Here is an 18416-nt window from a genome sequence, read left to right as displayed (position 1 = left end):
CCATGACGGACGACGTTCGCAATGTGCACGAGGCCCTGTCCACCATCCACGAGCACTGGCAGCCGCACCGGCTGACGAGCGTCAACGACTACGACGTCAAGGTCGTGAAGCTGCAGGGCGAGTTCGTCTGGCACACGCATCCCGAGACCGACGAGCTGTTCTTCGTGGTGAGCGGGCGCCTGACGATCCAGCTCCGCGACCGCGACGTCGTCCTGAACCCGAACGACGTGTTCGTCGTTCCTCGGGGGGTCGAGCATTGCCCGAAAGCCGAGGAAGAGGTGCAGGCGATCCTCTTCGAGCCGAAGGGCACGGTCAATACCGGAGACGCAGGCGGCGACATGACGGCGGAGCTCCAGGAGCTCGGCTAACCACCACATCCCGCGCGCTTCGCCGAACGGGCGCACGGATGCCCCGCGGTGGGGGGACCACGGGGCATCCGCCGTTTGCGCGACGGTCACGCTCGGCAGAGGAAGCGCAGCGAGGGCTGCACCGCACGGGCGGACGCTGCCGCGCACCGGCGGGGGCGAGTCTCCTCCCCCGAGGACATCGCCACCGCCGGGGCTCAGCGCCTACGCCGTGCGACGGCGCAGCAGGCCCGCACCTCCCAGCAGCAGGAGAGCGGCGAGGGCCCACAGCCACGGGGCCGAGGCGCCACCGGTCATCGCGAGACCGGTGGCCTCACCCGTCGCGGCGGCACCCGCAGCCCACGGCATGCTGGTCATGTCGGCTCCGGTGCTCGGCGTCGTTCCCGGGTTCGCTCCGGGGTCGGTTCCGGGGTTGGTGCCGGGGTCCGTTCCGGGGTCGGTGCCCGGGTCGGTGCCCGGGTCCGTTCCGGGATCAGTGCCCGGGTCCGTGCCCGGATCGGTGCCCGGGTTCGTGCCGGGATCGGTCACCGTGCTCTCGCCGACGACGGAGATCGCGTTCCCGCCGATCGTGATGGGAAGCGTCACCGGGAGCTCCAGCTGAGTCCCGCCGAGGACGCTGTCGTCGCCGCCGGTGGTGCTCCCTCCGGTCGCGGGTGCGGTCGGGGACGTGGCGCCGCCAGCGGTGCCGGTGACGGTGGCGTCGTCGGTGACGGAGATGGCGTTGCCGGTGACGCCGATGGGGGCGGTCACGGGCGCGACCACCTGGGTGCCGCCGAGGATGCTGTCGTCACCGCCGGTGGTGCTGCCTCCGGTCGCGGGTGCGGTCGGGGCCGTGGCGCCGCCGGTGGTGCCGGTGGCCTCGCTGTCGCCGAGGAGCGAGATGGCGTTGCCGCCGACGGTGACGGGGGCCGTCACCGGGGCGACGACCTGGGTGCCGCTCGCCGTGCCGTCCTCGCCCGAGGTGCTCGACCCGGCCGCGGGCGCAGCCGGTGCCGGGCTGGTGCCGCCGGAGGTGCCGGTGGCCTCGCTGTCACCGAGGAGCGAGATGGCGTTGCCGCCGACGGTGACAGGCGCCGTCACGGGTGCCACGGCCTGCGTGCCCCCGAGGATGCTGTCGTCACCGCCGGTGGTGCTCCCGCCGGCCGCGGGTGCGGTCGGGGCCGCGGTGCCGCCGGAGGTGCCGGTGGCCTCGCTGTCGCCGAGGAGCGAGATGGCGTTGCCGCTCACCGTGACGGGGGCCGTCACCGGGGCGACGACCTGGGTGCCGCTCGCGGTGCCGTCCTCGCCCGAGGTGCTCGACCCGGTCGCCGGGGCCGGCGCCGGTGCTGCGGCGCTCTCTCCCTCAGCGGCCGACTCGGAGTCACCGAGCAGCGAGATGGCGTTGTCGGACACGGTCACCGGGGCGTTGACCGCCACCAGAGCCTGCGTGCCCGAGAGCACGCCATCCAGGCCGTCCGTGTCGAGGGAAAGCACCCCGGCCGCGTCAGGGGCCTGGGGAGCCGCGCTCTGGGGAGGAGCGGCGGCCGGGGTGCTGGTCGTGGAGTCTTCGGTGAGGCTGATCGCGTTGTCCGTCACCGTGACGGGGAGGTTCACGGTCACCACGGCTTGGGTGCCGGATGCGGTGCCCTCCTCGCCGCTCGTCTGCGGAGCGGGGGCGGGCGCCGGTGCGGGAGCCGGAGCAGGGGCGGGAGCCGCGGCCGGAGCCGGCGCGGTGGATGCCGCGTCGCCGAGCACGGAGATCGCGTTGTCGACGACCGTGATTGGGGCGGTGATGGGCGCTACCGCCTGGGTGCCGGAGAGCAAGCCGTCGTCTCCGGATGTCTCGGCCGCATTGGCGGCCGTCGCGCCGAGCAGGGTGATCCCGCCGGCGATGAGCGTGCCCCAGAGGACTCGCTTCGCGTAGGTACGCATGATTGTTCTCCTGACGTGACTGGTCTGTCTGATGGGATGCGCGCGAGGAAGTGCGCGCGCAGCACGGCATCTGTCATCCCGGTGGGATGACGCGACAGTCCGTCAGTCAGGCGAGACGTCGGTGTCGGCGACGGGTGCGCCCGGAAGGGCGTCGTCCCGTGCGCCGGCGGCCCGCTCCCAGGCACGGAGCGGGGTCGCGCCGATCTCGCTGAGGCGAGCGGGGGCGCTGGTGGAACCTCCGGCCGAGGCGGCGGAGGAAGAGGCGGGGGCGGCCGGGGCGCCCGCGGGGGCACCGAACGGCACCGGAGCGGTGTCACCGGCACCGGCGTCCGAGGAGTCGGGCGCGGAGACCGGGCCTGCGAAGGAAGCCACGGTACGGAGCGCAGAGTCCTGGCCCGTGCTCGGCGAGGCCGACGGTGCGGGCGCAGCCTCGGGAAGCGCGGGGATGTCGTCGCGCACAGGGGGGACGCCCGCGGGGACGGAGCCCTCCGGGGTCTGCGGTGAAGCCGGCTCTTGTGGCGTGAGCACCTCGACGACCGGCGGAACGGTCTCGTCGACGACGCCGCCGATCAGACCGGTCGTGCCGTCGACGACACCGACGACGTTCTCGACCAGGTCGATGGCGCCGGAGTCGACGACGATGCTGCCGACCAGCGGAAGGCCGCCGACGAGGTCGAGCACGGGCGCGGTGATCTGCGAGACCGGTGCAGAGCCGAGCACGTCGGTGACGGGCTCGACGACCGTCTCGGTGGTCTCGGCGACCGCCGCCAGCACGGGAGCCGCAGTGTCTCCGACGACCGGGACCTGCGTCACCGTCTCGGTCACCGTCTCGACGACGGCGGGAGCGGTCTCCTGCACGGGAGCGACGGTGTGAGTCACGACCGGAGCGACGACCTCGTGCACCACGGGCGCGACGACCTCCTGGACCACAGGCGTCGCCACCTGGTTCACCACCGGAGCCACGACGTTGTTCACGACCGGCTTCGTCACGGCGGTGACCGTCTCCGACACGACGGAGGTGAGGCCGTCGAGCGGACCCTTCGGCTCCTCGGCCGCATGCGCGGAGCCCCCACTGGTGAGGACGGTCAGGGCCGCCCAGGCGAGCACGCCGACGCCACCCCAGAGGACGGCGTGGGGTACGCCGCGTCGGGTGGTCCGAGCGTCCACGTGGTCCTCCCCCTCCGAAGGTCTACGGGTGTGTCGATGGGAGGCACAATACTCGCGGACCCCCTCTCTGTCCAGGGGCGTTTACATCCGATTCGTCTCGTGTCAGATCGTGACGCGCCCGGCGGATTTCCGGCTTGACTTTCCCCAGGTTCTACACATGCCCCCTCCGGAGGGGAAACCTTCAACGCGCAATTTAAACTCGTTTTCATCCACAGGCTGGGGAAACGATTTATGCCTGGTCGGCTGGCAGAAAAAACTTCGCTTTTCACACCGTCCACCGGGTTATCCACACCCGTTCTGCACAGACACTCCGAGATTGTCCGCACGCTGTCCACATAGTTATCCACAGGCCGTGTTGCACCGTGTGGAGACCGCTCATAGCGTGGTCGAGCGACCGAATGTCGGGGGCACCTGCTTGTCTGGGGATGGCCGCCGCGCGGCCGCGGTCCCCCGCACCGGCATCCGCGGATGCGAGCGCGGGGCCCGCCTCAGAACCGTCGCATCGAAGGGAACACAGTGTCGATCGCCGACATCTCCGCGGAGCGCCTGGGAGGGCAGCGTCCGCCCGAGCGCACCCCTCCGCACGACCTCCTCGCCGAGCAGAGCGCCCTGGGCGGCATGCTCCTGTCGAAGGACGCCGTCGCCGATGTGATCGAGACGCTCAAGGGCGCCGACTTCTACATCCCGAAGCACGAGCTCATCTTCGAGGCCATCCTCTCCCTCTACTCCCACGGTGAGCCGACCGACGTCGTCGCCGTCACCGACGAGCTCATCAAGACCGGTGAGCTGAACAAGGCGGGCGGCGCGGACTACCTGCACACCCTTACGTCGATCGTCCCGACCGCGGCCAACGCCGGCTACTACGCGGGCATCGTCTCCGAGCGAGCGATCCTCCGCCGCCTCGTCGACGCCGGGACGCGCATCGTCCAGCTCGGCTACGACGGCCAGGGCGACGCGACCGACATCGTCAACAACGCGCAGGCGGAGATCTACTCGGTCACCGGCTCGGAGACGGCCGAGGACTACGTACCGCTCACCGTCGCGGTCGATGCCGCCGTCGAGGAGATCGAGGCGGCCAACGGCCGCGATGGTTCCATGACCGGCATCCCCACCGGCTTCCGCGAGCTCGACGAGCTCACCAACGGCCTGCACGGCGGCCAGATGATCGTCGTCGCCGCGCGACCCGCGATGGGTAAGTCCACGCTCGCCCTCGACTTCGCCCGTGCGGCCTCGATCGGGCACGACTTCCCCTCGATCTTCTTCTCGCTCGAGATGGGCAAGAGCGAGATCGCGATGCGTCTGCTCAGCGCCGAGGGGGCGATCCCGCTGCAGAACATGCGCAAGGGAACGCTCGACCCGCGGGACTGGACGACGGTCGCCGCCACCCGCGGCCGCATCAACGACGCCCCGCTCTACATCGACGACAGCCCGAACATGACGCTCGTCGAGATCCGGGCGAAGTGCCGGCGGCTGAAGCAGCGGGCCGGTCTGCGGATGGTCATCATCGACTATCTCCAGCTCATGACATCCGGCAAGCGCGTCGAGTCCCGTCAGCAGGAGGTCTCGGAGTTCTCCCGAAGCCTCAAGCTCATCGCCAAGGAGCTGCAGGTGCCGGTCATCGCGCTGTCGCAGCTGAACCGTGGTCCCGAGCAGCGACAGGACAAGAAGCCCGCCATCAGCGACCTGCGAGAGTCCGGATCGATCGAGCAGGACGCCGACATGGTCATCCTCTTGCACCGCGACTCGGTCTACGACAAGGACGTCCGTCCCGGCGAGGCCGACCTCATCGTGGCCAAGCACCGTAACGGTCCGACCGCGACCATCACGGTCGCCTTCCAGGGGCACTACTCTCGGTTCGCCGACATGGCGCCGGGCGGCGACTTCACCTGAGCCGCGGCATCAGCGTCCCACGTCGGACGCCGACTCCTCACGGAGGCTGAGCCGGACGTGGCAGGAGTGGGACGTCGTGAACGGGATCACGCGTTCGATCTCCACGGGGCCGCCCGCTCTCGCCAGCACCGACTTCATGAGTTCCTCGTGCACCCGGCAGACCACGGTCTGGTCATCGGTCAGCAGCGTGTGGAAGCGGCAGGGGGAGAGGTCGACGGTCATCGCCTTCTCGTCGATGTCCGGCTGTAGGCCCACGTCGTCGAGGTGGTGGAACAGCGCATCGAGCTGATGCGTCGCGGCCTCCGGGAGCCCGGATCGCGTCGCCGGGAGCACCGCGCGCATGAGGTCGCCGTGACGGATCGCCTCCTGGACCCGCCGCTCCTCGATCTCATTCGGCTCGCTCGGCAACACGGGGGAGAAGCGCAGCCTCGGCCGTCCGCGTCGACCGGTGTGCTCGACCTCGGACCGGGCGAGGCCCTCGCCCTCGAGCACGCGAAGGTGGTCGCGCAGGGTGTTCACGTGGAGGCCCATCCGGAGGGAGAGCTCGGCGAGCCCGATTCCGGGAGAGTCCATCACAGCGGCGAGAACCCGCAGCCGACTGCTCTGCATGAGCCCGCGGTAGGCGTCGGTAGGACGTGGCATGTTACCCATTATCCCCCGGATGCCGGATGAGGGGTCGATTTCCACGGCCAGGCCTGGCGACGGCGGCGACCGGTCCGGTTACCCTGAGGCCATGACGGGTGGACGCACGGTGACCGCGCTGCGCCTGCTCCTGCCCGCATTCCTGCTCGGGGCGATCGTCGCGATCTCATTCCTGGAGGCGCCGTTGAAGTTCCTGGCTCCCGGAATCACGATCCCGCTGGGGCTCGGCATCGGTCGCCTCGTCTTCACCGCCCTCAATGTCCTCGCGGGAGCGGTGCTCCTCGTGCTGACCGCGGTCAGCATCCGCGCCAGGGCCGGACGTCCCTCGGCGCTGCTGCTCGGCGGGCTGTGGCTGGTGTTCCTCGTCGAGGTGATCGTCATCCGCCCGATCCTCAACCGGCGCAGCGATCTCGTCATCGCGGGGCAGGAGGCTCCGGGAACCGACGGCGCGCACTACGCCTACATCGTCGCGGACGTGACGATGGTGGTGCTGCTCGTTGCCCTTCTCGTGGTCACGGTGCGCGCTGTGCTGCCGCCGCGAGCGTCCTTCCCGACGACCGACGTCTAGGACGCGTCGGACGGTGTGGACTCCAGGATCCGCCGCGCGCTGTCGCGAGCGGTGACGAACGGTTCGGCGAAGGTCCCCATGCCGACGGTGACGATGGCCCCTTCATAGAGGAGCATGAGCGTCTCCGCGAGACGTTCCGGATCGCGGAAGCCCGCCTCATCGCAGAGCTCTGCGAACACCGCGAGCAGCCACTCCTTCTCGCGACGGGCCTCGGCGAGCACCAGCGGGGCATCCCCGGGGCCGTCGATCTCGGCACGCGCGTTGATGGCGCTGCATCCCTTGGTGCTGTTGTCGGGCACCCAGGCTAGGGCTGCGTCGAAGATCGCGAGCACACGGGCAGGCCCCGGCTCCGGCACCCGCGCGAGGTGGGCCGCGACGTGATCGCGCCAGCGGGCGTCCCGGTGCTGCAGGTACGACACGACGAGCGCTTCCTTCGATCCGAAGCGGTCGTACAGCGTCTTCTTCGTGACGCCGGCGGCCGCGGCGATGGTGTCGACTCCGATGGCGTGGATGCCGCGCTCGTAGAAGAGGTCGGAGGCGGCGTCGAGCACGCGGCGCGCCCCGGGGGTCAGCGGCGGGAGCTCCGGCACGGTTGTCGACATGCGGCGAGTATACCAACCTGTATAGTGACGGGATGAGTAAACAGATCGGTATACTCTCCCGGGTCGTGACCGTGGGTGCGGCGGTGGCCTTCGTCCTCACGTGGAGCTCGGGATTCCTCATCCCCGCGGTCGCCACCGCGGACGTCGACCCGCTGACGCTCCTGGTCTGGCGGTTCACGCCGCTCGCCGTCGTGCTGGTGATCCTCGTCGCGGTGTCCGGTGCGGCGAGGGGGATGACCGGTCGCGAACTCGGCGTCCAGGCGCTCATCGGATCGCTCGCCCAGTTCGGATACTGCGCCGCTGTATACGCCGCCGTCGCCGCAGGCATCGCCACCGGCACCGTCGCGCTGATCGATGCCGTCCAGCCGCTGCTCGTCGCCGTGCTGGTCGGTCCGGTGCTGGGCCTCCGCGTACGCGGCGCTCAGGTCGCGGGGCTGGTGATCGGGGCGGTGGGGGTGCTGCTCGTCGTCCAGTCGCAGTTCGGCGCCGGCCGCGCGCCGCTCGTCGCCTACCTGCTTCCGGCGACGGCGATGGTCTGCCTCGTGATCGGCACGCTGGTGCAGCGGCGGACGGCCGTGCGCACGGGGGTGCTGCTGACCCTGACCATCCACGTGAGCGTGACCGCCGTGCTGCTCCTCGTCATCGGCGCGCTCGCCGGGGCACTCGTGCCGCCGGCTCGACCGTCGTTCTGGATCGCCGTGGTCCTGACCGCGGTCTTCCCTACGCTCGGCGCCTACGGACTGTACTGGTGGCTGCTGCGCCGGGTCGGCATCACCGCGCTGCAGGCCCTGCTCTTCCTCGTCGCCCCGGCGACCGCGATCGGCGGGGCGCTGCTGCTCGGCGAGCCCCTCACCGCGATCACGCTCGGCGGGTTCGCGCTGTGCGGGGCCGGGGTGACCGCCGTGCTCGTGAGCGAGGCGCGGAACCGGGGCGCGGAGGTGGAGGGAGGCTCCGCGATGCAGGGTCAGGGCCGGACGCGGACCGCCCGGCCCTCGAAGGTCACCACATCGCCGTCGCGGAGCTGACGCCCGCGGCGCCGGTCCACCTCGCCGTTCACGGTGACGTAGCCGTCGATGATGACCTCTTTCGCGTCGCCGCCCGAGTCCAGCAGTCCCGCGAACTTGAGGAACTGGCCGAGGCGGATGACCTCGCCGCCGATGGAGACCTCGTCGATCGGATCGGAGTTCGTCATCCTTGCATGCTAGCCGTCAGGGCCGCGGTCACTCGTCGACGTCGGTGCCGACGACCGCGAACGAGGCGTCGAAGGAGATGTCGATCGAGCGGTTGTCCGTCGTGAGGACGGAGGCGTCGTAGGGGCTCACGTCGTCGGATTCCACATCGAGGTCGGTGATCATCCCCTCGGCCTCGGCGAGGGCGGCGTCGACGAGCGTGCGGATGGTCTCCTCGTCCAGCGTGAGAGTCGGTCCCTTGTCGTCGTCGTCTGCGGCGTCGGTCGACACCACGGTCGCGGTGAGGTCGTCGTCCACGCGCACCTCGGTCTCGTCCCCGGCGGACGTGGTCAGCTGCACTTCCCACGTTCCGTCGCGCTTCGCGTCGATCGAGGTGACCTCGCCCTCGGCGGCGTCCTGGGCGGCGGCGGCGATCGCGAGGAGCTCGTCGACGTCGTCGGTGCCGATGCCGGTGACAGGGCCGCGGTCGCCCCGGTCTCCGCTCGGGCGGGCATCCTCGTCGCCGCGGTGGTCTCCGCGCGGGCCGTGGTCGTGCCGGGGTCCCTCCACGGCGGGGCGGTCGTCGTCGTCACCGAACTCGTCGCCGATCGCGGCACCTACCGCGACGCCTCCGCCGGCGAGCAGTACCGCGGCCGCGATCCCGCCACCGATCAGGAGCGCGCGCTTGCGTCCGGGCGTGGCGGGGGTTGCGGCGGCCGGTGCCTCCGGGGCAGCGGCAGGGCCGGAGGTCGGTGCGACCGGGACCGTCGGGGCGTCGGCGGTGGTGCCGGGGCCGGCGGGGGAGTCCTGTCCGGCGTGCTGGTTCTGGCCCGCGCTCGGGACCGCGGGTGCCGCGTTCTGACCCGCGGTGTCGTTCTCGTCCGGCGTGGGGTTCTGGTCGAAAGCAGGAGTCTTGTCGTTCATGTCTCGATGGTCTCCCGACGCCGCTGAAGCCACCCTGAAGCCTCCTGAAGCCCCGTTCAGGAACCGATATCCCGGGCACGATTTCGGAGCTCGGCGACGACACGCCGTCCGGGGGGAGGTCATGGCCGGGGTGTCGTGGGCGATCTCCGCAGCTGTGCCCGGGGGCGGGGTCAGGAGAGAGGGCCGGCCGAGGGGAGGGTGACGGTGAAGCGGGCGCCGCCCCACCGGGAGGCGTCCACCGCGATCGCGCCGTGGGCGGCGGTGGCGATGCCCCGGGCGATCGCGAGACCGAGCCCGCTGCCTCCCGCGTCGCGACTGCGGGCCTCGTCGAGCCGGACGAAGCGCTCGAAGATGCGGTCCCGCTCCTCCGGCGGGATTCCGGAGCCGTCGTCTTCGACCGTGAGGACGACGTGCTGCGGCCGTGGCTCCACCCCGATCGCCACGCGGCCGTTGCTGTGCCGGGCGGCGTTGTCCGCGAGGTTCCGCAGCAGCTGGCCGAGCAGGCGGGGATCGCCGGCAGTGCGGGCCGCGCGTATGCCGGACCCGTCGACGTCGAGCCCGGCGGCCCGCAGCCGACGCACCTCCGCGAGGGCCAGGTCGTCCAGGTCGACCGGTTCGGTGCTCCCGGTGACACCCTCGTCGAGGCGGGCGAGGAGCAGCAGCGACTCCACGATGCCCTGCAGCCGCAGCCCCTCCTCGGCCACCACCTCGGCGAGCTCGTCGATGCTCGTCACCTCCGGGTGCGCCTGGGCGAGCTCCGCGTGTTGACGGATCGTCGCCAGGGGAGACCGCAGTTCGTGCGAGGCGTCGGAGACGAAGCGGCGCTGCGCGGTCGCCGCCGCGTCGAGCCGGTCGAGCATCCCGTTCATCGTCACGGCGAGGGAGTGGATCTCGTCCGCGGTGTCGGGAACCGGCACCCGGTGATCGAGGCGCTCGGCGGTGATGCCCTCGACCTCCTGGCGGATGCGGGTGACCGGCCGCAGCGCACGCCCCGTGACGAGCCAGGTGGTGACGGCCACGAGCAGCAGCAGCGCGGGGACGGCGATCACGAGCAGCGTCGCCACGGTGGCCAGGGTCTCCGCGTCCTCCTCCATCGGCACCGCAAGCACGAGGGTCTGGTCGCCCTCCACGTCGTCGGACACCACGAGCATGGGTTCCCCGTCGATGCGGACCACCTGCGGATCGTCGTCCACGGGCAGCGGGGTGGCGCCGAGCGCATCGGCGGCCTCCTCGCTGGACGCCCGCACCGATCCCTCGCGTCCGAGCAGCTGCACGAGGTCGTCGTCGAGCTGGTCGGGGCCGCGTCGGCCCGGACCGTCGAACCGGCTGACGAGCTCCTCCAGCCGCTGCTCCGCCGCGCGTTCGGTGCTGCCGTGGATGCTCGCGCTCAGCACCCCGTAGAAGGAGAAGGCACCGAGGAGCAGCGCGACCGCGACGACCAGGGTGGCACCCAGGGTCGTCCGGCCGCGGACCGACCGCCAGAGCCGCCTAGCCACCGTTCGCCGCCAGCCGGTAGCCCGCACCGCGGATGGTCTCGATCGCCTCGCGCCCGAACGGCTTGTCGACCTTGCGGCGGAGGTGGCCGACGTAGACCTCGACGATGTTCGGGTCGCCGTCGAAGTCGTCGTCCCAGACGCCGGCCAGCAGGTCGCGCTTCGACAGCACCTGCCCCCGGTGCCGCATCAGGTGCTCGAGCACAGCGAACTCGCGCGCCGTCAGGGTGATCGGGGCCTCGCCGCGCCAGACGTGGTGTCCCGCGGGATCCAGTCGCAGGTCGCCGGCCTCGAGGATCGTCGGTCGCGCCACGGCGCCGCGCCGCACGAGTGCCCGGAGTCGGGCCACGAGGATCGCGAACGAGAAGGGCTTGGTGACGTAGTCGTCGGCGCCGCTCTCCAGCGCCTCCACCTGATCCCACTCGCCGTCCTTGGCGGTGAGCATCAGCACGGGGGTCCAGTTCTCCTCGGCGCGCAGGGCCTCGCAGACCTTCCACCCGCTCATGCCGGGCATCATCAGGTCGAGCACGATGGCGTCGTACCGGGTCTCGCGGGCCCGCCACAGGCCGTCGACGCCGTTGTGGGCGACGTCGACCGCGAAGCCCTCCGCCTCGAGTCCGCGGCGCACGCCCTCGGCCAGACGCACCTCGTCGTCCACCACCAGGATCCGCATCCCCCCAGTGTGGCGGGTCGACGCTGAATCGGGGCTGAAGCCGTCGGACCGCTTTCGAATCGCGCAACTGGTTCCATCTGCGGCTCAGATACAGCCAGTTGCGCGATTCGAAGAGGGACTCAATCGACGGCGGACGAGAGGTGTGCCTGCAGGTCGCGGATCACCTCGCCGAGGGGGCCGGAGGAGAGGAGCCCGGGGCCGAGCGGGCCGGCGGGGTCGGTGCCCAGGGGCGGGAGGGTGCGCAGGGCCGCAGCGGCCTCGGGGGAGAGGTGCGCGAGTTGCCAGCGCACCTCTGCGACGCGGACGTCGGGGGCGTCCGGGTGTGCCAGCTCGACAGCTCGCGCGGCGTAGGCGGCTGCCCCGAGAGCATGCGCACCCATGTGCGCGACCCCGGCGGCCTGTGCCGCGGAGCGGGCGGCCGCGGTGCCGGCAGGTGTCACGGCGCTGCGGGCAGCCCTGCCCGCGACGAAGCGACGACGGATCTCGCCCGCAGCCGTGAGCTCGCCACGGGCGAAGGCGCGCGTCCTGGCGATGGCATCACGCGCACGGACGTCGTCCGGGGCCTCCCTCTCGAACAGCGGGAGCACGCGCTCGGCGCAGTCGGCCGCCCACACCGCGACGATGCGACGGTCGGACTCGGTCATGCCCTGAGGAGTCGACACGGGACTCATCTCGCCCGTCGTCCGGTGCGCGCACGTGCCGCCTCGTGCGCCTCGCGGAGGAGGGCGAGCGCGGCACCCTCCGTCGCCTCTGCGGGGTCGATCACGCACACCCAGCCGGCGGTGCCGTACAACGGGTGCGGTCGGAAGACGTCGACCGCCGTCGGGTCGGTGTCGCCGCCCGTGAGAGACCCCGCCGCGCTGATCGACTCCGCGCGCTCGCGTCCGACGTGGATGTTCACCCGGAAGCGCCCTGGAGCGTCCAGCGCGGAGGACGTGTCGTCGGGATAGTCCTTCGTGATGATCGTCCCGTACGGCTGCGTGCGCTCCGGCATCCGGCCGTCGGGCGCGTGGTAGAAGTACGCGTCTCCCCATGACAGTTCGGGGAAGTCGCTACCTGCCTCCGGGGCGACGACGAGCACACCGTCGAACGAGCGGACCTCTGCGATGATCTCCTGCATATCCATCCTTCAATGCTGAGGCTGATGTGCTTATGTGGACTCAAGGGCCGGAAAGACGAGGAAGCGCGGTGCAGAACCCTCAAGAGCAGGTGATGACGACGGCGGCGCTCGGACGGCTGGTCGACTACTCGACGCAGCAGGTGCGCGACCTCGAGCGCCTCGGTGTCCTCCCCGCCGCCGAGCGCGGTGCGAACGGGTACCGGCGGTATCGGATGTCGCATGCCCTGGCGCTGCGCGCCTATCGCGCGTTGGCGACGGCGCTCGGTCCGGTGCCCGCGCGTCGACTGATGCCCGCTCTCATCGGCGGATCGGTCGAGCATGCGGCGGAGCGGATCGATGACCTGCACGCGGATCTCGCCCTCGAACGCTCACGGGTGCGCGCGGCCCTGCGCGGACTCGAGGACGCGGTGGCGGAGGCCGACGATCCGTTCATCGAGGACGATGCGATGGCCATCGGCGAACTCGCCCAGGCGCTCGGCGTCCGTTCCTCCGCACTTCGGCACTGGGAGCGAGAAGGGCTCGTGCGCCCCCTTCGTCGCGCGGGATCGGTCCGCTCCTATGACTCCCTCGCGATCACCGAGGCGCGGATCGCCGCCGCCCTGCGCTCGGGCGGCTACGGCATCCCCGCGGTATCCCGGATCATCGACGAGGTGCGAGCGCATGGTGACACCGAAGACGTGCAGCGCATCCTCGCGGAGCGGCTGGCTGACCTCACGCGCCGTAGCGTGGCGCTTCTCGCGGCGGCAGGTCACCTGCACGCCCTGCTCACGGAACGCCTCGCGGAGGAGGGATCCTCGCTCACGCCCCCGCCGGGATCTGCGCCAGGACCTCGGGGATCAGCGGATTCTCGTCGAGGGGGTCGGTGATGACCGCGGCGACCGCCTCGAACGGCAGCACCGGGTAGCGCGAGGCGGCGCCGATCTTCTCGTCGCTCGCGAGCACGATCGTCGCGGCACATCGGGAGGCGATCGCCCGCTTGGTGACGGCATCGTCGAGCTCGCCCGTCGTGAGGCCGTGACGCGGGTCGACACCCGTGACCCCGACGAAGAACACGTCGGCAGCGAGGTGCTGGATCGCCTCCATCGCGAGTCCCCCTCCGGCGACGAGAGAGTGCCGGGCGAGCTCGCCGCCGATCATGATCACGCGCGCATCCGAGTGCTCGGCGACGGCCAGGGCGACGGCGGGACTCGGGGTGATGACCGTGACGCCGGTGCCAGAGGGCAGCAGTCGCGCCATCGCGAGCGTGGTGGTTCCGGCATCCAGCACGATCGTCGATCCGGGGCGGATGGTCGTGACGGCCTGGCGGGCGACCCGCTCCTTGCTCTCGGTCGCCAGGTCGTGGCGCTCGCGCACCGGGCGATCGGCCGCGGCGATGGGCAGCGCGCCGCCGTACACGCGCTGGAGCCTGCCCTCCTCGGCGAGCTCGCGGAGGTCGCGGCGGATGGCGTCTTCCGATACTCCGAGGTCATCGGCCGCAGCCTTCGCCACGACCCGTCCCTCGCGGGCGAGCACGGCGAGCAGGTGGTCTTTGCGCTGAGCAGCGAACATACGTTTCCTCACGAAATTGCACGTTTATGCATGATTCAGACTACAGTCATCTCCATGATGAAGCCACTCCTGATCCTGATCGCCGGCCCCTACCGTTCCGGCACCAACGGCGACCCCACCCTGATCGCCCGCAATCTCGCGCGTCTGGAGGAGGCGTCCGGTCCGATCTTCCGCCTCGGCCACGTGCCGATGATCGGGGAATGGGCCGCTCTGCCCATCCTCCGCACCCTCGACGCGGCCGAAGTGGAGACCGGCGACGTGATGTACGAGACCGCGCACCGCCTCCTCCAGCACTGCGATGCGGTGCTGCGCCTTCCGGGGGCTTCGACGGGCGCGGACCAGGATGTCGCCATCGCCCACGAGCGCGGACTGCCTGTCTACCGGTCGCTGGAGGAGATCCCGGCCGCCGCGACTCCGTAGGCTGGAGGCATGACCAAGAACATCTGGACCGTCCTCGGCGTCATCCTCGCCGTCGTGATCGCGTGGTGGATCGTCAGCGCGCTGTTCTCGGTGCTCTGGTTCATCGCGAAGCTCGCCATCGTCGCGGTCGTCGCCGTGGTGGTCTTCCTCGTGCTGCGGAGCCTCTTCACCCGCGACGCCGACTGATCGGCCTTCGAATCGCCCACTTTGCGCCAAACGACCGGATTTGCAGCACAGCGGGCGATTCGAACGGGGTCAGAGGCGGTACTGGGCGGCGCGGTGCGTGGGCTGGACCCGGTCGCCGCGGCCGTGCAGCTTGTGGCGGAGCGTGCCGGGCACGTACTCCTCGGGGTACGCGCCGCGCTCGCGCAGCACCGGGATGACGTGCTCGATGACGTCCTGCCAGGTGCCGGGAGTGACGGCGTACGCGAGATTGAAGCCGTCGATGTCGGTCTCCTCGACCCACGACTGCAGCTCGTCGGCGATCTCGACCCCGGAGCCGACGATCGTCGGGCCGAGCCCGCCGATCGCGTTGTGGCGGCCGAAGTCACCCACCGTCCACTCGCGACCGAGGTCGGCCTCCTCCTTCAGGTGCTGCAGCACCGACTGGATCGCGTTCGACTCGACGTTCCCCACCGGCTCGTCCTCGGCGTACTGCGACAGGTCGACGCCCATCCACCCCGACATGAAGGTGAGCGCGCCCTCCGGGCTCGCGTAGGAGAGGTACTCGGCGTGCTTCGCGGCCGCCTCCTCGCTCGTCGCGGCGGTGATGACAGTGAGCAGGGTGTAGATCCGGGCGTCGTACCGGTCGCGCCCCGCCGCCTCGAGAGCGTCGCGGATGCGCTTCACGGTGCCGGCGAGCACCTCCTTCGACGGCGCCGCGACGAAGATGGCCTCGGCGTTCTCCGCCGCGAACCGCACCCCGCGCGGGCTGGCGCCGGCCTGGTAGATCACCGGAGTGCGCTGCGGTGACGGCTCCGAGATGTGGATGCCGGGCACGGAGAAGTGCTTCCCCTCGTGCCGGATCGGGTGCACCTTCGACGGGTCTGTGAAGATGCCGCGCTCGCGGTCCTCCACCACCGCGTCGTCCTCCCACGACCCCTCCCAGAGCTTGTAGAGCACCTCGACGTACTCGTCCGCGTGGTCGTAGCGGTCGTCGTGCGCGAGCTGGTCCTCCTGGCCCATGTTCCGGGCGGCGCTGGGCAGATAGCCGGTCACGACGTTCCAGCCGACGCGGCCCTGGGTGAGGTGATCGAGCGTGCTGAGTCGTCGAGCGAACGGGTAGGGGTGCTCGAACGCGGTGCCGGCCGTGACGCCGAAGCCGAGATGCTCGGTCACCGCGGCCATCGCGCTGACCAGGAGGATCGGGTCGTTCACCGGCACCTGGGCGCCGTTGCGGATGGCGGCCTCGTTCGTGCCGCCGTAGACATCGTAGGTGCCCAGGACGTCGGCGATGAAGATGCCGTCGAAGGTCGCGCTTTCCAGCAGCTTCGCCAGGTCGGTCCAGTACGAGATCGTGTTGTACTGGCGCGACCGGTCGTCGGGATGCCGCCACAGGCCGGACGACTGATGGGCGACGCAGTTCATGTCGAAGGCGTTGAAACGGATCTGCCGGGTCATGCCCCCATGAAACGGGACCGGGCGGCATCGGGGCGAGCGACGGCGACACGCACCGAAACAATCGCGACGCCGGTCAGGCCTCGTCGTCCGGACGGCGGGGGCTCGGGTCGGGCGGGAGGATCTCGATCGGACGGGCAGCCTGCCGTTGCGCCCGCCACCAGATCACGAACCCGATCGCGGTGAAGACGCCGTAGAACACGTACATGAGGCCGGTCGCGTAGTAGCCGGAGCTGAACAGCAGCGGCACCCCCACCACGTCCACGGCGATCCAGATGAGCCAGAACTCGGTCCAGCCCTTGGCCATGCCGTACGTCGCGAGCAGTGACCCGACGAAGGTCCAGGCGTCGGCCCAGACCGGTTCCCACGAACCGAGGGCGCGGAACAGGGGGGTGAGCGCCACGGTTCCGACGACGAGGACCACGACCAGACCGACGCGGGCACCGGTCGGCGCCCACCGCGGCACGATGCGACCGCCGTCGGCATTCCGCCAGCGGATCCAGCCGTAGATCGCGACGGCGATGAACATGATCTGCCGCCCGGCCTGACCGAGGAGATGCGGGAGCGACGGGTCGGGGCTCAGCGCGGAACCGAGGAACACCGTCAGCAGCAGGACGTTGCCGACGATGCCGACCGGCCACGCCCAGACCTTGCGCCGCATGCCCCCGAGGGCGCTCGCGAGTCCGAACGCGTTCCCGACGACCTCACGCACCAGGAGGGTCTGGCCTCCCGGCAGCACCCAGGACGAGGAGAAGGCGTCGACGAGCCACTGCAGGAAGCCCATCGCTAGAGCGCCGCGTCGGGGGTGGGGCGGTCGTCGAGCACGAGCTGCAGCATGCTGAGGTCGAGCCAGCGGCCGAACTTCGCACCGACCTGCGGCATGCGGCCCACCTCCCGGAACCCGAGGCGCTCGTGCAGGGCGATGGAGGCGGTGTTGCCGCTCTCCACCCCGCCGATCATCACGTGCATCCCGGCTGCCCGAGCCCGGGCGATGAGCTCAGTCATGAGGAGCGTGCCGATGCCGCGCCCGCGCTGATCGCCGCGCACGTAGACGGAGTGCTCGACGGTCAGGCGGTAGCCGCTGTGCGGGCGCCACTGGGCGTAGGACGCATAGCCCACGACCCCGCTGTCGTCGGCGGCGACGATCACGGGGTAGCCGCGCGCGGTCCGGTCGGCGAGCCAGGCTTCCCGGTCGGCGCGATCCACCGCCTCCTCGTTCCAGATCGCGGTCGTGTGCACGACGGCGTGGTTGTGGATCTCGGTGATCGTGTCGAGGTCGGCGCTCTCGGCGGCCCTGAGGTGCACGGCGGTCATCGTCAGACGTGGATGTCGGCGGGGGAGGCCTCGCCCTCGTGGAAGCTCGGCTTCTTGCCGAAGACCTTCGCGATGCCGAGGACGGCGCCGACGATCACGAGACCCCAGATGAGACCGGCGATGGCGGAGATGATGGTGTCGACCACCCAGACCACGAAGCCGCCGAGGGGCTCCAGCGCGTGCTCGACCGCATGGAGCACGTCGGCCGGCGCGTGCAGCCCGACCTCGCCGAGGTTGATGAGGACGAGGTGCCCGCCGACCCAGAGCATCGCGACGGTGCCGAGCACGCTGATGAAGCGGAAGACCGCGGGCATCGACCGGACGATACGCGTGCCGGTGTGCCGCACGCGCTGCACGGGGTTCTTCGCCATCTTCAGGCCGATGTCGTCGATCTTCACCAGGAGCGCCACGGCGCCGTACACCGCGACGGTCATGACCAGCGCGATCACCGCGAGGATCGCCAGGGTGGACCAGATGCCGAGTCCCTTGTCGAGGCTGGCGAGGGAGATGAGCATGATCTCGGTCGAGAGGATGAGGTCGGTGCGGACGGCGCCGAGCACGAGCTTCCTCTCGTCGCGGGCGCCCTCGTCCGCGTGGCCGTGCTGCACCCCGAACCACTCGAGCACCTTCTCCGCCCCCTCGAAGCACAGGTACGAGCCGCCGAGGATCAGCAGATAGGGCAGTACCCATGGCGCGAAGGCGGTGAGCAGCAGTGCGATGGGGATGATGATGACGAACTTGTTCACCAGAGACCCGAGGGCGATCTTGCCGACCACGGGGAGTTCGCGGGCCGGCGTGATGCCCTGCACGTACTGCGGCGTCACGGCGGCGTCGTCGATGACGACTCCCGCAGCCTTCGCCGACGCCTTCATCGCGGCGCTCAGGATGTCGTCGACGACGGCGAGCAGTCCAACGGACATGGCAGTTCCCCTCGGGTGGTGTGTGGTGCGGAGGCAACTCTATCGAGTGGGAAAACTCCCAGCCCGCTCCCAG

The 18416-nt window shown here is 70.8% G+C and carries 22 protein-coding genes; 7 read left to right on the top strand and 15 right to left on the bottom strand.

Annotated elements, in window-relative coordinates:
• Positions 1-2: 2 nt before the first annotated feature.
• Positions 3-368, top strand: a complete 366-nt coding sequence (locus ACIGJI_RS14985; RefSeq protein ID WP_062637798.1) for a cupin domain-containing protein — start codon at positions 3-5, stop codon at positions 366-368.
• Positions 369-569: 201 nt separating this feature from the next.
• Here the strand turns inward: ACIGJI_RS14985 and ACIGJI_RS14980 are convergent, their stop codons facing one another.
• Both ACIGJI_RS14980 and ACIGJI_RS14975 read right to left on the bottom strand, forming a co-directional pair.
• The gene (locus tag ACIGJI_RS14980) at positions 570-2276 is read right to left on the bottom strand and encodes a hypothetical protein (protein WP_363446097.1); all 1707 of its coding nucleotides are present in this window, start codon (positions 2274-2276) and stop codon (positions 570-572) included.
• A 102-nt stretch (positions 2277-2378) separates the two neighbouring features.
• Positions 2379-3443 (bottom strand): hypothetical protein, encoded by a 1065-nt coding sequence (locus tag ACIGJI_RS14975; protein WP_363446099.1) that lies wholly within the window; start codon positions 3441-3443, stop codon positions 2379-2381.
• Positions 3444-3959: 516 nt separating this feature from the next.
• Between ACIGJI_RS14975 and dnaB the strand changes: the two genes are divergently transcribed.
• Positions 3960-5333, top strand: coding sequence for a replicative DNA helicase (dnaB, locus tag ACIGJI_RS14970; protein ID WP_187662739.1), 1374 nt, complete (start codon positions 3960-3962; stop codon positions 5331-5333).
• Between the two features lie 9 nt (positions 5334-5342).
• On the opposite strand, the gene ACIGJI_RS14965 is transcribed toward dnaB, so the two are convergent.
• Positions 5343-5975 (bottom strand): transcriptional regulator, encoded by a 633-nt coding sequence (locus tag ACIGJI_RS14965; protein ID WP_363446101.1) that lies wholly within the window; start codon positions 5973-5975, stop codon positions 5343-5345.
• Positions 5976-6066: 91 nt separating this feature from the next.
• On the opposite strand from ACIGJI_RS14965, the gene ACIGJI_RS14960 reads away from it, so the two are divergent.
• The gene (locus ACIGJI_RS14960; RefSeq protein ID WP_363446103.1) at positions 6067-6543 is read left to right on the top strand and encodes a hypothetical protein; all 477 of its coding nucleotides are present in this window, start codon (positions 6067-6069) and stop codon (positions 6541-6543) included.
• Here ACIGJI_RS14960 and ACIGJI_RS14955 read toward each other — a convergent pair.
• Entirely contained in the window at positions 6540-7145 is a 606-nt protein-coding gene (locus ACIGJI_RS14955; RefSeq protein WP_363446105.1) for a TetR/AcrR family transcriptional regulator, read from the bottom strand. The genes ACIGJI_RS14960 and ACIGJI_RS14955 overlap by 4 nt on opposite strands.
• 32 nt (positions 7146-7177) lie before the next feature.
• Here ACIGJI_RS14955 and ACIGJI_RS14950 point away from each other — a divergent pair, with 32 nt between their 5' ends.
• Positions 7178-8170 (top strand): DMT family transporter, encoded by a 993-nt coding sequence (locus ACIGJI_RS14950; RefSeq protein ID WP_363446107.1) that lies wholly within the window; start codon positions 7178-7180, stop codon positions 8168-8170.
• Here the strand turns inward: ACIGJI_RS14950 and ACIGJI_RS14945 are convergent.
• The 6 genes from ACIGJI_RS14945 to ACIGJI_RS14920 form a co-directional block, all read right to left on the bottom strand.
• Positions 8110-8337 carry an RNA-binding S4 domain-containing protein gene (locus tag ACIGJI_RS14945; RefSeq protein ID WP_025102805.1) on the bottom strand — a complete coding sequence of 76 codons (228 nt, stop codon included), beginning with the start codon at positions 8335-8337 and terminating at the stop codon, positions 8110-8112. The two genes, ACIGJI_RS14950 and ACIGJI_RS14945, sit on opposite strands and share 61 nt — an antisense overlap.
• 28 nt (positions 8338-8365) lie before the next feature.
• Positions 8366-9238: a hypothetical protein gene (locus ACIGJI_RS14940; RefSeq protein WP_363446110.1), complete on the bottom strand. Its 873-nt coding sequence runs from the start codon at positions 9236-9238 to the stop codon at positions 8366-8368.
• A 170-nt stretch (positions 9239-9408) separates the two neighbouring features.
• Positions 9409-10734 (bottom strand): ATP-binding protein, encoded by a 1326-nt coding sequence (locus ACIGJI_RS14935; protein WP_363446112.1) that lies wholly within the window; start codon positions 10732-10734, stop codon positions 9409-9411.
• Positions 10727-11404: a response regulator transcription factor gene (locus ACIGJI_RS14930; protein WP_187662732.1), complete on the bottom strand. Its 678-nt coding sequence runs from the start codon at positions 11402-11404 to the stop codon at positions 10727-10729. The genes ACIGJI_RS14935 and ACIGJI_RS14930 overlap by 8 nt, the downstream gene beginning before the upstream one ends.
• Positions 11405-11523: 119 nt before the next feature.
• Complete coding sequence (locus ACIGJI_RS14925; protein ID WP_363446114.1) at positions 11524-12048, bottom strand: putative immunity protein; 525 nt, start codon at positions 12046-12048, stop codon at positions 11524-11526.
• Positions 12049-12071: 23 nt separating this feature from the next.
• Positions 12072-12524, bottom strand: a complete 453-nt coding sequence (locus tag ACIGJI_RS14920) for a DUF6194 family protein (RefSeq protein ID WP_363446116.1) — start codon at positions 12522-12524, stop codon at positions 12072-12074.
• A gap of 68 nt (positions 12525-12592) precedes the next feature.
• Here ACIGJI_RS14920 and ACIGJI_RS14915 point away from each other — a divergent pair, with 68 nt between their 5' ends.
• Positions 12593-13390, top strand: coding sequence for a MerR family transcriptional regulator (locus tag ACIGJI_RS14915; RefSeq protein WP_363446118.1), 798 nt, complete (start codon positions 12593-12595; stop codon positions 13388-13390).
• Here the strand turns inward: ACIGJI_RS14915 and ACIGJI_RS14910 are convergent.
• The gene (locus ACIGJI_RS14910) at positions 13323-14072 is read right to left on the bottom strand and encodes a DeoR/GlpR family DNA-binding transcription regulator (protein WP_280567692.1); all 750 of its coding nucleotides are present in this window, start codon (positions 14070-14072) and stop codon (positions 13323-13325) included. The genes ACIGJI_RS14915 and ACIGJI_RS14910 overlap by 68 nt on opposite strands.
• Before the next feature lie 54 nt (positions 14073-14126).
• Here ACIGJI_RS14910 and ACIGJI_RS14905 point away from each other — a divergent pair, with 54 nt between their 5' ends.
• Both ACIGJI_RS14905 and ACIGJI_RS14900 read left to right on the top strand, forming a co-directional pair.
• Positions 14127-14492 (top strand): DUF4406 domain-containing protein, encoded by a 366-nt coding sequence (locus tag ACIGJI_RS14905; protein ID WP_259952669.1) that lies wholly within the window; start codon positions 14127-14129, stop codon positions 14490-14492.
• A 9-nt stretch (positions 14493-14501) separates the two neighbouring features.
• Positions 14502-14678, top strand: coding sequence for a hypothetical protein (locus ACIGJI_RS14900; RefSeq protein ID WP_025102796.1), 177 nt, complete (start codon positions 14502-14504; stop codon positions 14676-14678).
• A 69-nt stretch (positions 14679-14747) separates the two neighbouring features.
• Here the strand turns inward: ACIGJI_RS14900 and ACIGJI_RS14895 are convergent, their stop codons facing one another.
• The 4 genes from ACIGJI_RS14895 to ACIGJI_RS14880 form a co-directional block, all read right to left on the bottom strand.
• Positions 14748-16112: an LLM class flavin-dependent oxidoreductase gene (locus ACIGJI_RS14895; protein WP_280567700.1), complete on the bottom strand. Its 1365-nt coding sequence runs from the start codon at positions 16110-16112 to the stop codon at positions 14748-14750.
• 73 nt (positions 16113-16185) lie between these two features.
• Positions 16186-16893 (bottom strand): nicotinamide riboside transporter PnuC, encoded by a 708-nt coding sequence (gene pnuC, locus ACIGJI_RS14890; RefSeq protein WP_187662726.1) that lies wholly within the window; start codon positions 16891-16893, stop codon positions 16186-16188.
• 2 nt (positions 16894-16895) lie between these two features.
• A complete protein-coding gene (locus ACIGJI_RS14885) occupies positions 16896-17423 on the bottom strand; it encodes an N-acetyltransferase family protein (RefSeq protein ID WP_363446121.1) in 528 nt (175 codons plus the stop codon).
• 2 nt (positions 17424-17425) lie between these two features.
• Positions 17426-18343 carry a DUF808 domain-containing protein gene (locus ACIGJI_RS14880; protein ID WP_187662724.1) on the bottom strand — a complete coding sequence of 306 codons (918 nt, stop codon included), beginning with the start codon at positions 18341-18343 and terminating at the stop codon, positions 17426-17428.
• Positions 18344-18416 lie beyond the last annotated feature (73 nt).

Origin of the sequence: Microbacterium sp. NPDC064978 (genome assembly GCF_044543605.1) — a bacterium.
In the GTDB taxonomy this organism is placed as follows: domain Bacteria; phylum Actinomycetota; class Actinomycetes; order Actinomycetales; family Microbacteriaceae; genus Microbacterium; species Microbacterium meiriae.
The sequence above is the reverse complement of the archived record's forward strand: the minus strand, read 5'-3'. Positions and strand labels throughout refer to the sequence as shown.

What these genes read in the sequence shown, in the direction of transcription:
- ACIGJI_RS14985 (WP_062637798.1), top strand. Translation starts at nt 3, where the DNA reads ATGACGGACGACGTTCGCAATGTGCACGAGGCCCTGTCCACCATCCAC.
- ACIGJI_RS14980 (WP_363446097.1), bottom strand. Translation starts at nt 2,276, where the DNA reads ATGCGTACCTACGCGAAGCGAGTCCTCTGGGGCACGCTCATCGCCGGC.
- ACIGJI_RS14965 (WP_363446101.1), bottom strand. Translation starts at nt 5,975, where the DNA reads ATGCCACGTCCTACCGACGCCTACCGCGGGCTCATGCAGAGCAGTCGG.
- ACIGJI_RS14960 (WP_363446103.1), top strand. Translation starts at nt 6,067, where the DNA reads ATGACGGGTGGACGCACGGTGACCGCGCTGCGCCTGCTCCTGCCCGCA.
- ACIGJI_RS14955 (WP_363446105.1), bottom strand. Translation starts at nt 7,145, where the DNA reads ATGTCGACAACCGTGCCGGAGCTCCCGCCGCTGACCCCCGGGGCGCGC.
- ACIGJI_RS14950 (WP_363446107.1), top strand. Translation starts at nt 7,178, where the DNA reads ATGAGTAAACAGATCGGTATACTCTCCCGGGTCGTGACCGTGGGTGCG.
- ACIGJI_RS14945 (WP_025102805.1), bottom strand. Translation starts at nt 8,337, where the DNA reads ATGACGAACTCCGATCCGATCGACGAGGTCTCCATCGGCGGCGAGGTC.
- ACIGJI_RS14940 (WP_363446110.1), bottom strand. Translation starts at nt 9,238, where the DNA reads ATGAACGACAAGACTCCTGCTTTCGACCAGAACCCCACGCCGGACGAG.
- ACIGJI_RS14930 (WP_187662732.1), bottom strand. Translation starts at nt 11,404, where the DNA reads ATGCGGATCCTGGTGGTGGACGACGAGGTGCGTCTGGCCGAGGGCGTG.
- ACIGJI_RS14925 (WP_363446114.1), bottom strand. Translation starts at nt 12,048, where the DNA reads ATGACCGAGTCCGACCGTCGCATCGTCGCGGTGTGGGCGGCCGACTGC.
- ACIGJI_RS14920 (WP_363446116.1), bottom strand. Translation starts at nt 12,524, where the DNA reads ATGCAGGAGATCATCGCAGAGGTCCGCTCGTTCGACGGTGTGCTCGTC.
- ACIGJI_RS14910 (WP_280567692.1), bottom strand. Translation starts at nt 14,072, where the DNA reads ATGTTCGCTGCTCAGCGCAAAGACCACCTGCTCGCCGTGCTCGCCCGC.
- ACIGJI_RS14905 (WP_259952669.1), top strand. Translation starts at nt 14,127, where the DNA reads ATGATGAAGCCACTCCTGATCCTGATCGCCGGCCCCTACCGTTCCGGC.
- ACIGJI_RS14900 (WP_025102796.1), top strand. Translation starts at nt 14,502, where the DNA reads ATGACCAAGAACATCTGGACCGTCCTCGGCGTCATCCTCGCCGTCGTG.
- ACIGJI_RS14895 (WP_280567700.1), bottom strand. Translation starts at nt 16,112, where the DNA reads ATGACCCGGCAGATCCGTTTCAACGCCTTCGACATGAACTGCGTCGCC.
- pnuC (WP_187662726.1), bottom strand. Translation starts at nt 16,893, where the DNA reads ATGGGCTTCCTGCAGTGGCTCGTCGACGCCTTCTCCTCGTCCTGGGTG.
- ACIGJI_RS14885 (WP_363446121.1), bottom strand. Translation starts at nt 17,423, where the DNA reads ATGACCGCCGTGCACCTCAGGGCCGCCGAGAGCGCCGACCTCGACACG.
- ACIGJI_RS14880 (WP_187662724.1), bottom strand. Translation starts at nt 18,343, where the DNA reads ATGTCCGTTGGACTGCTCGCCGTCGTCGACGACATCCTGAGCGCCGCG.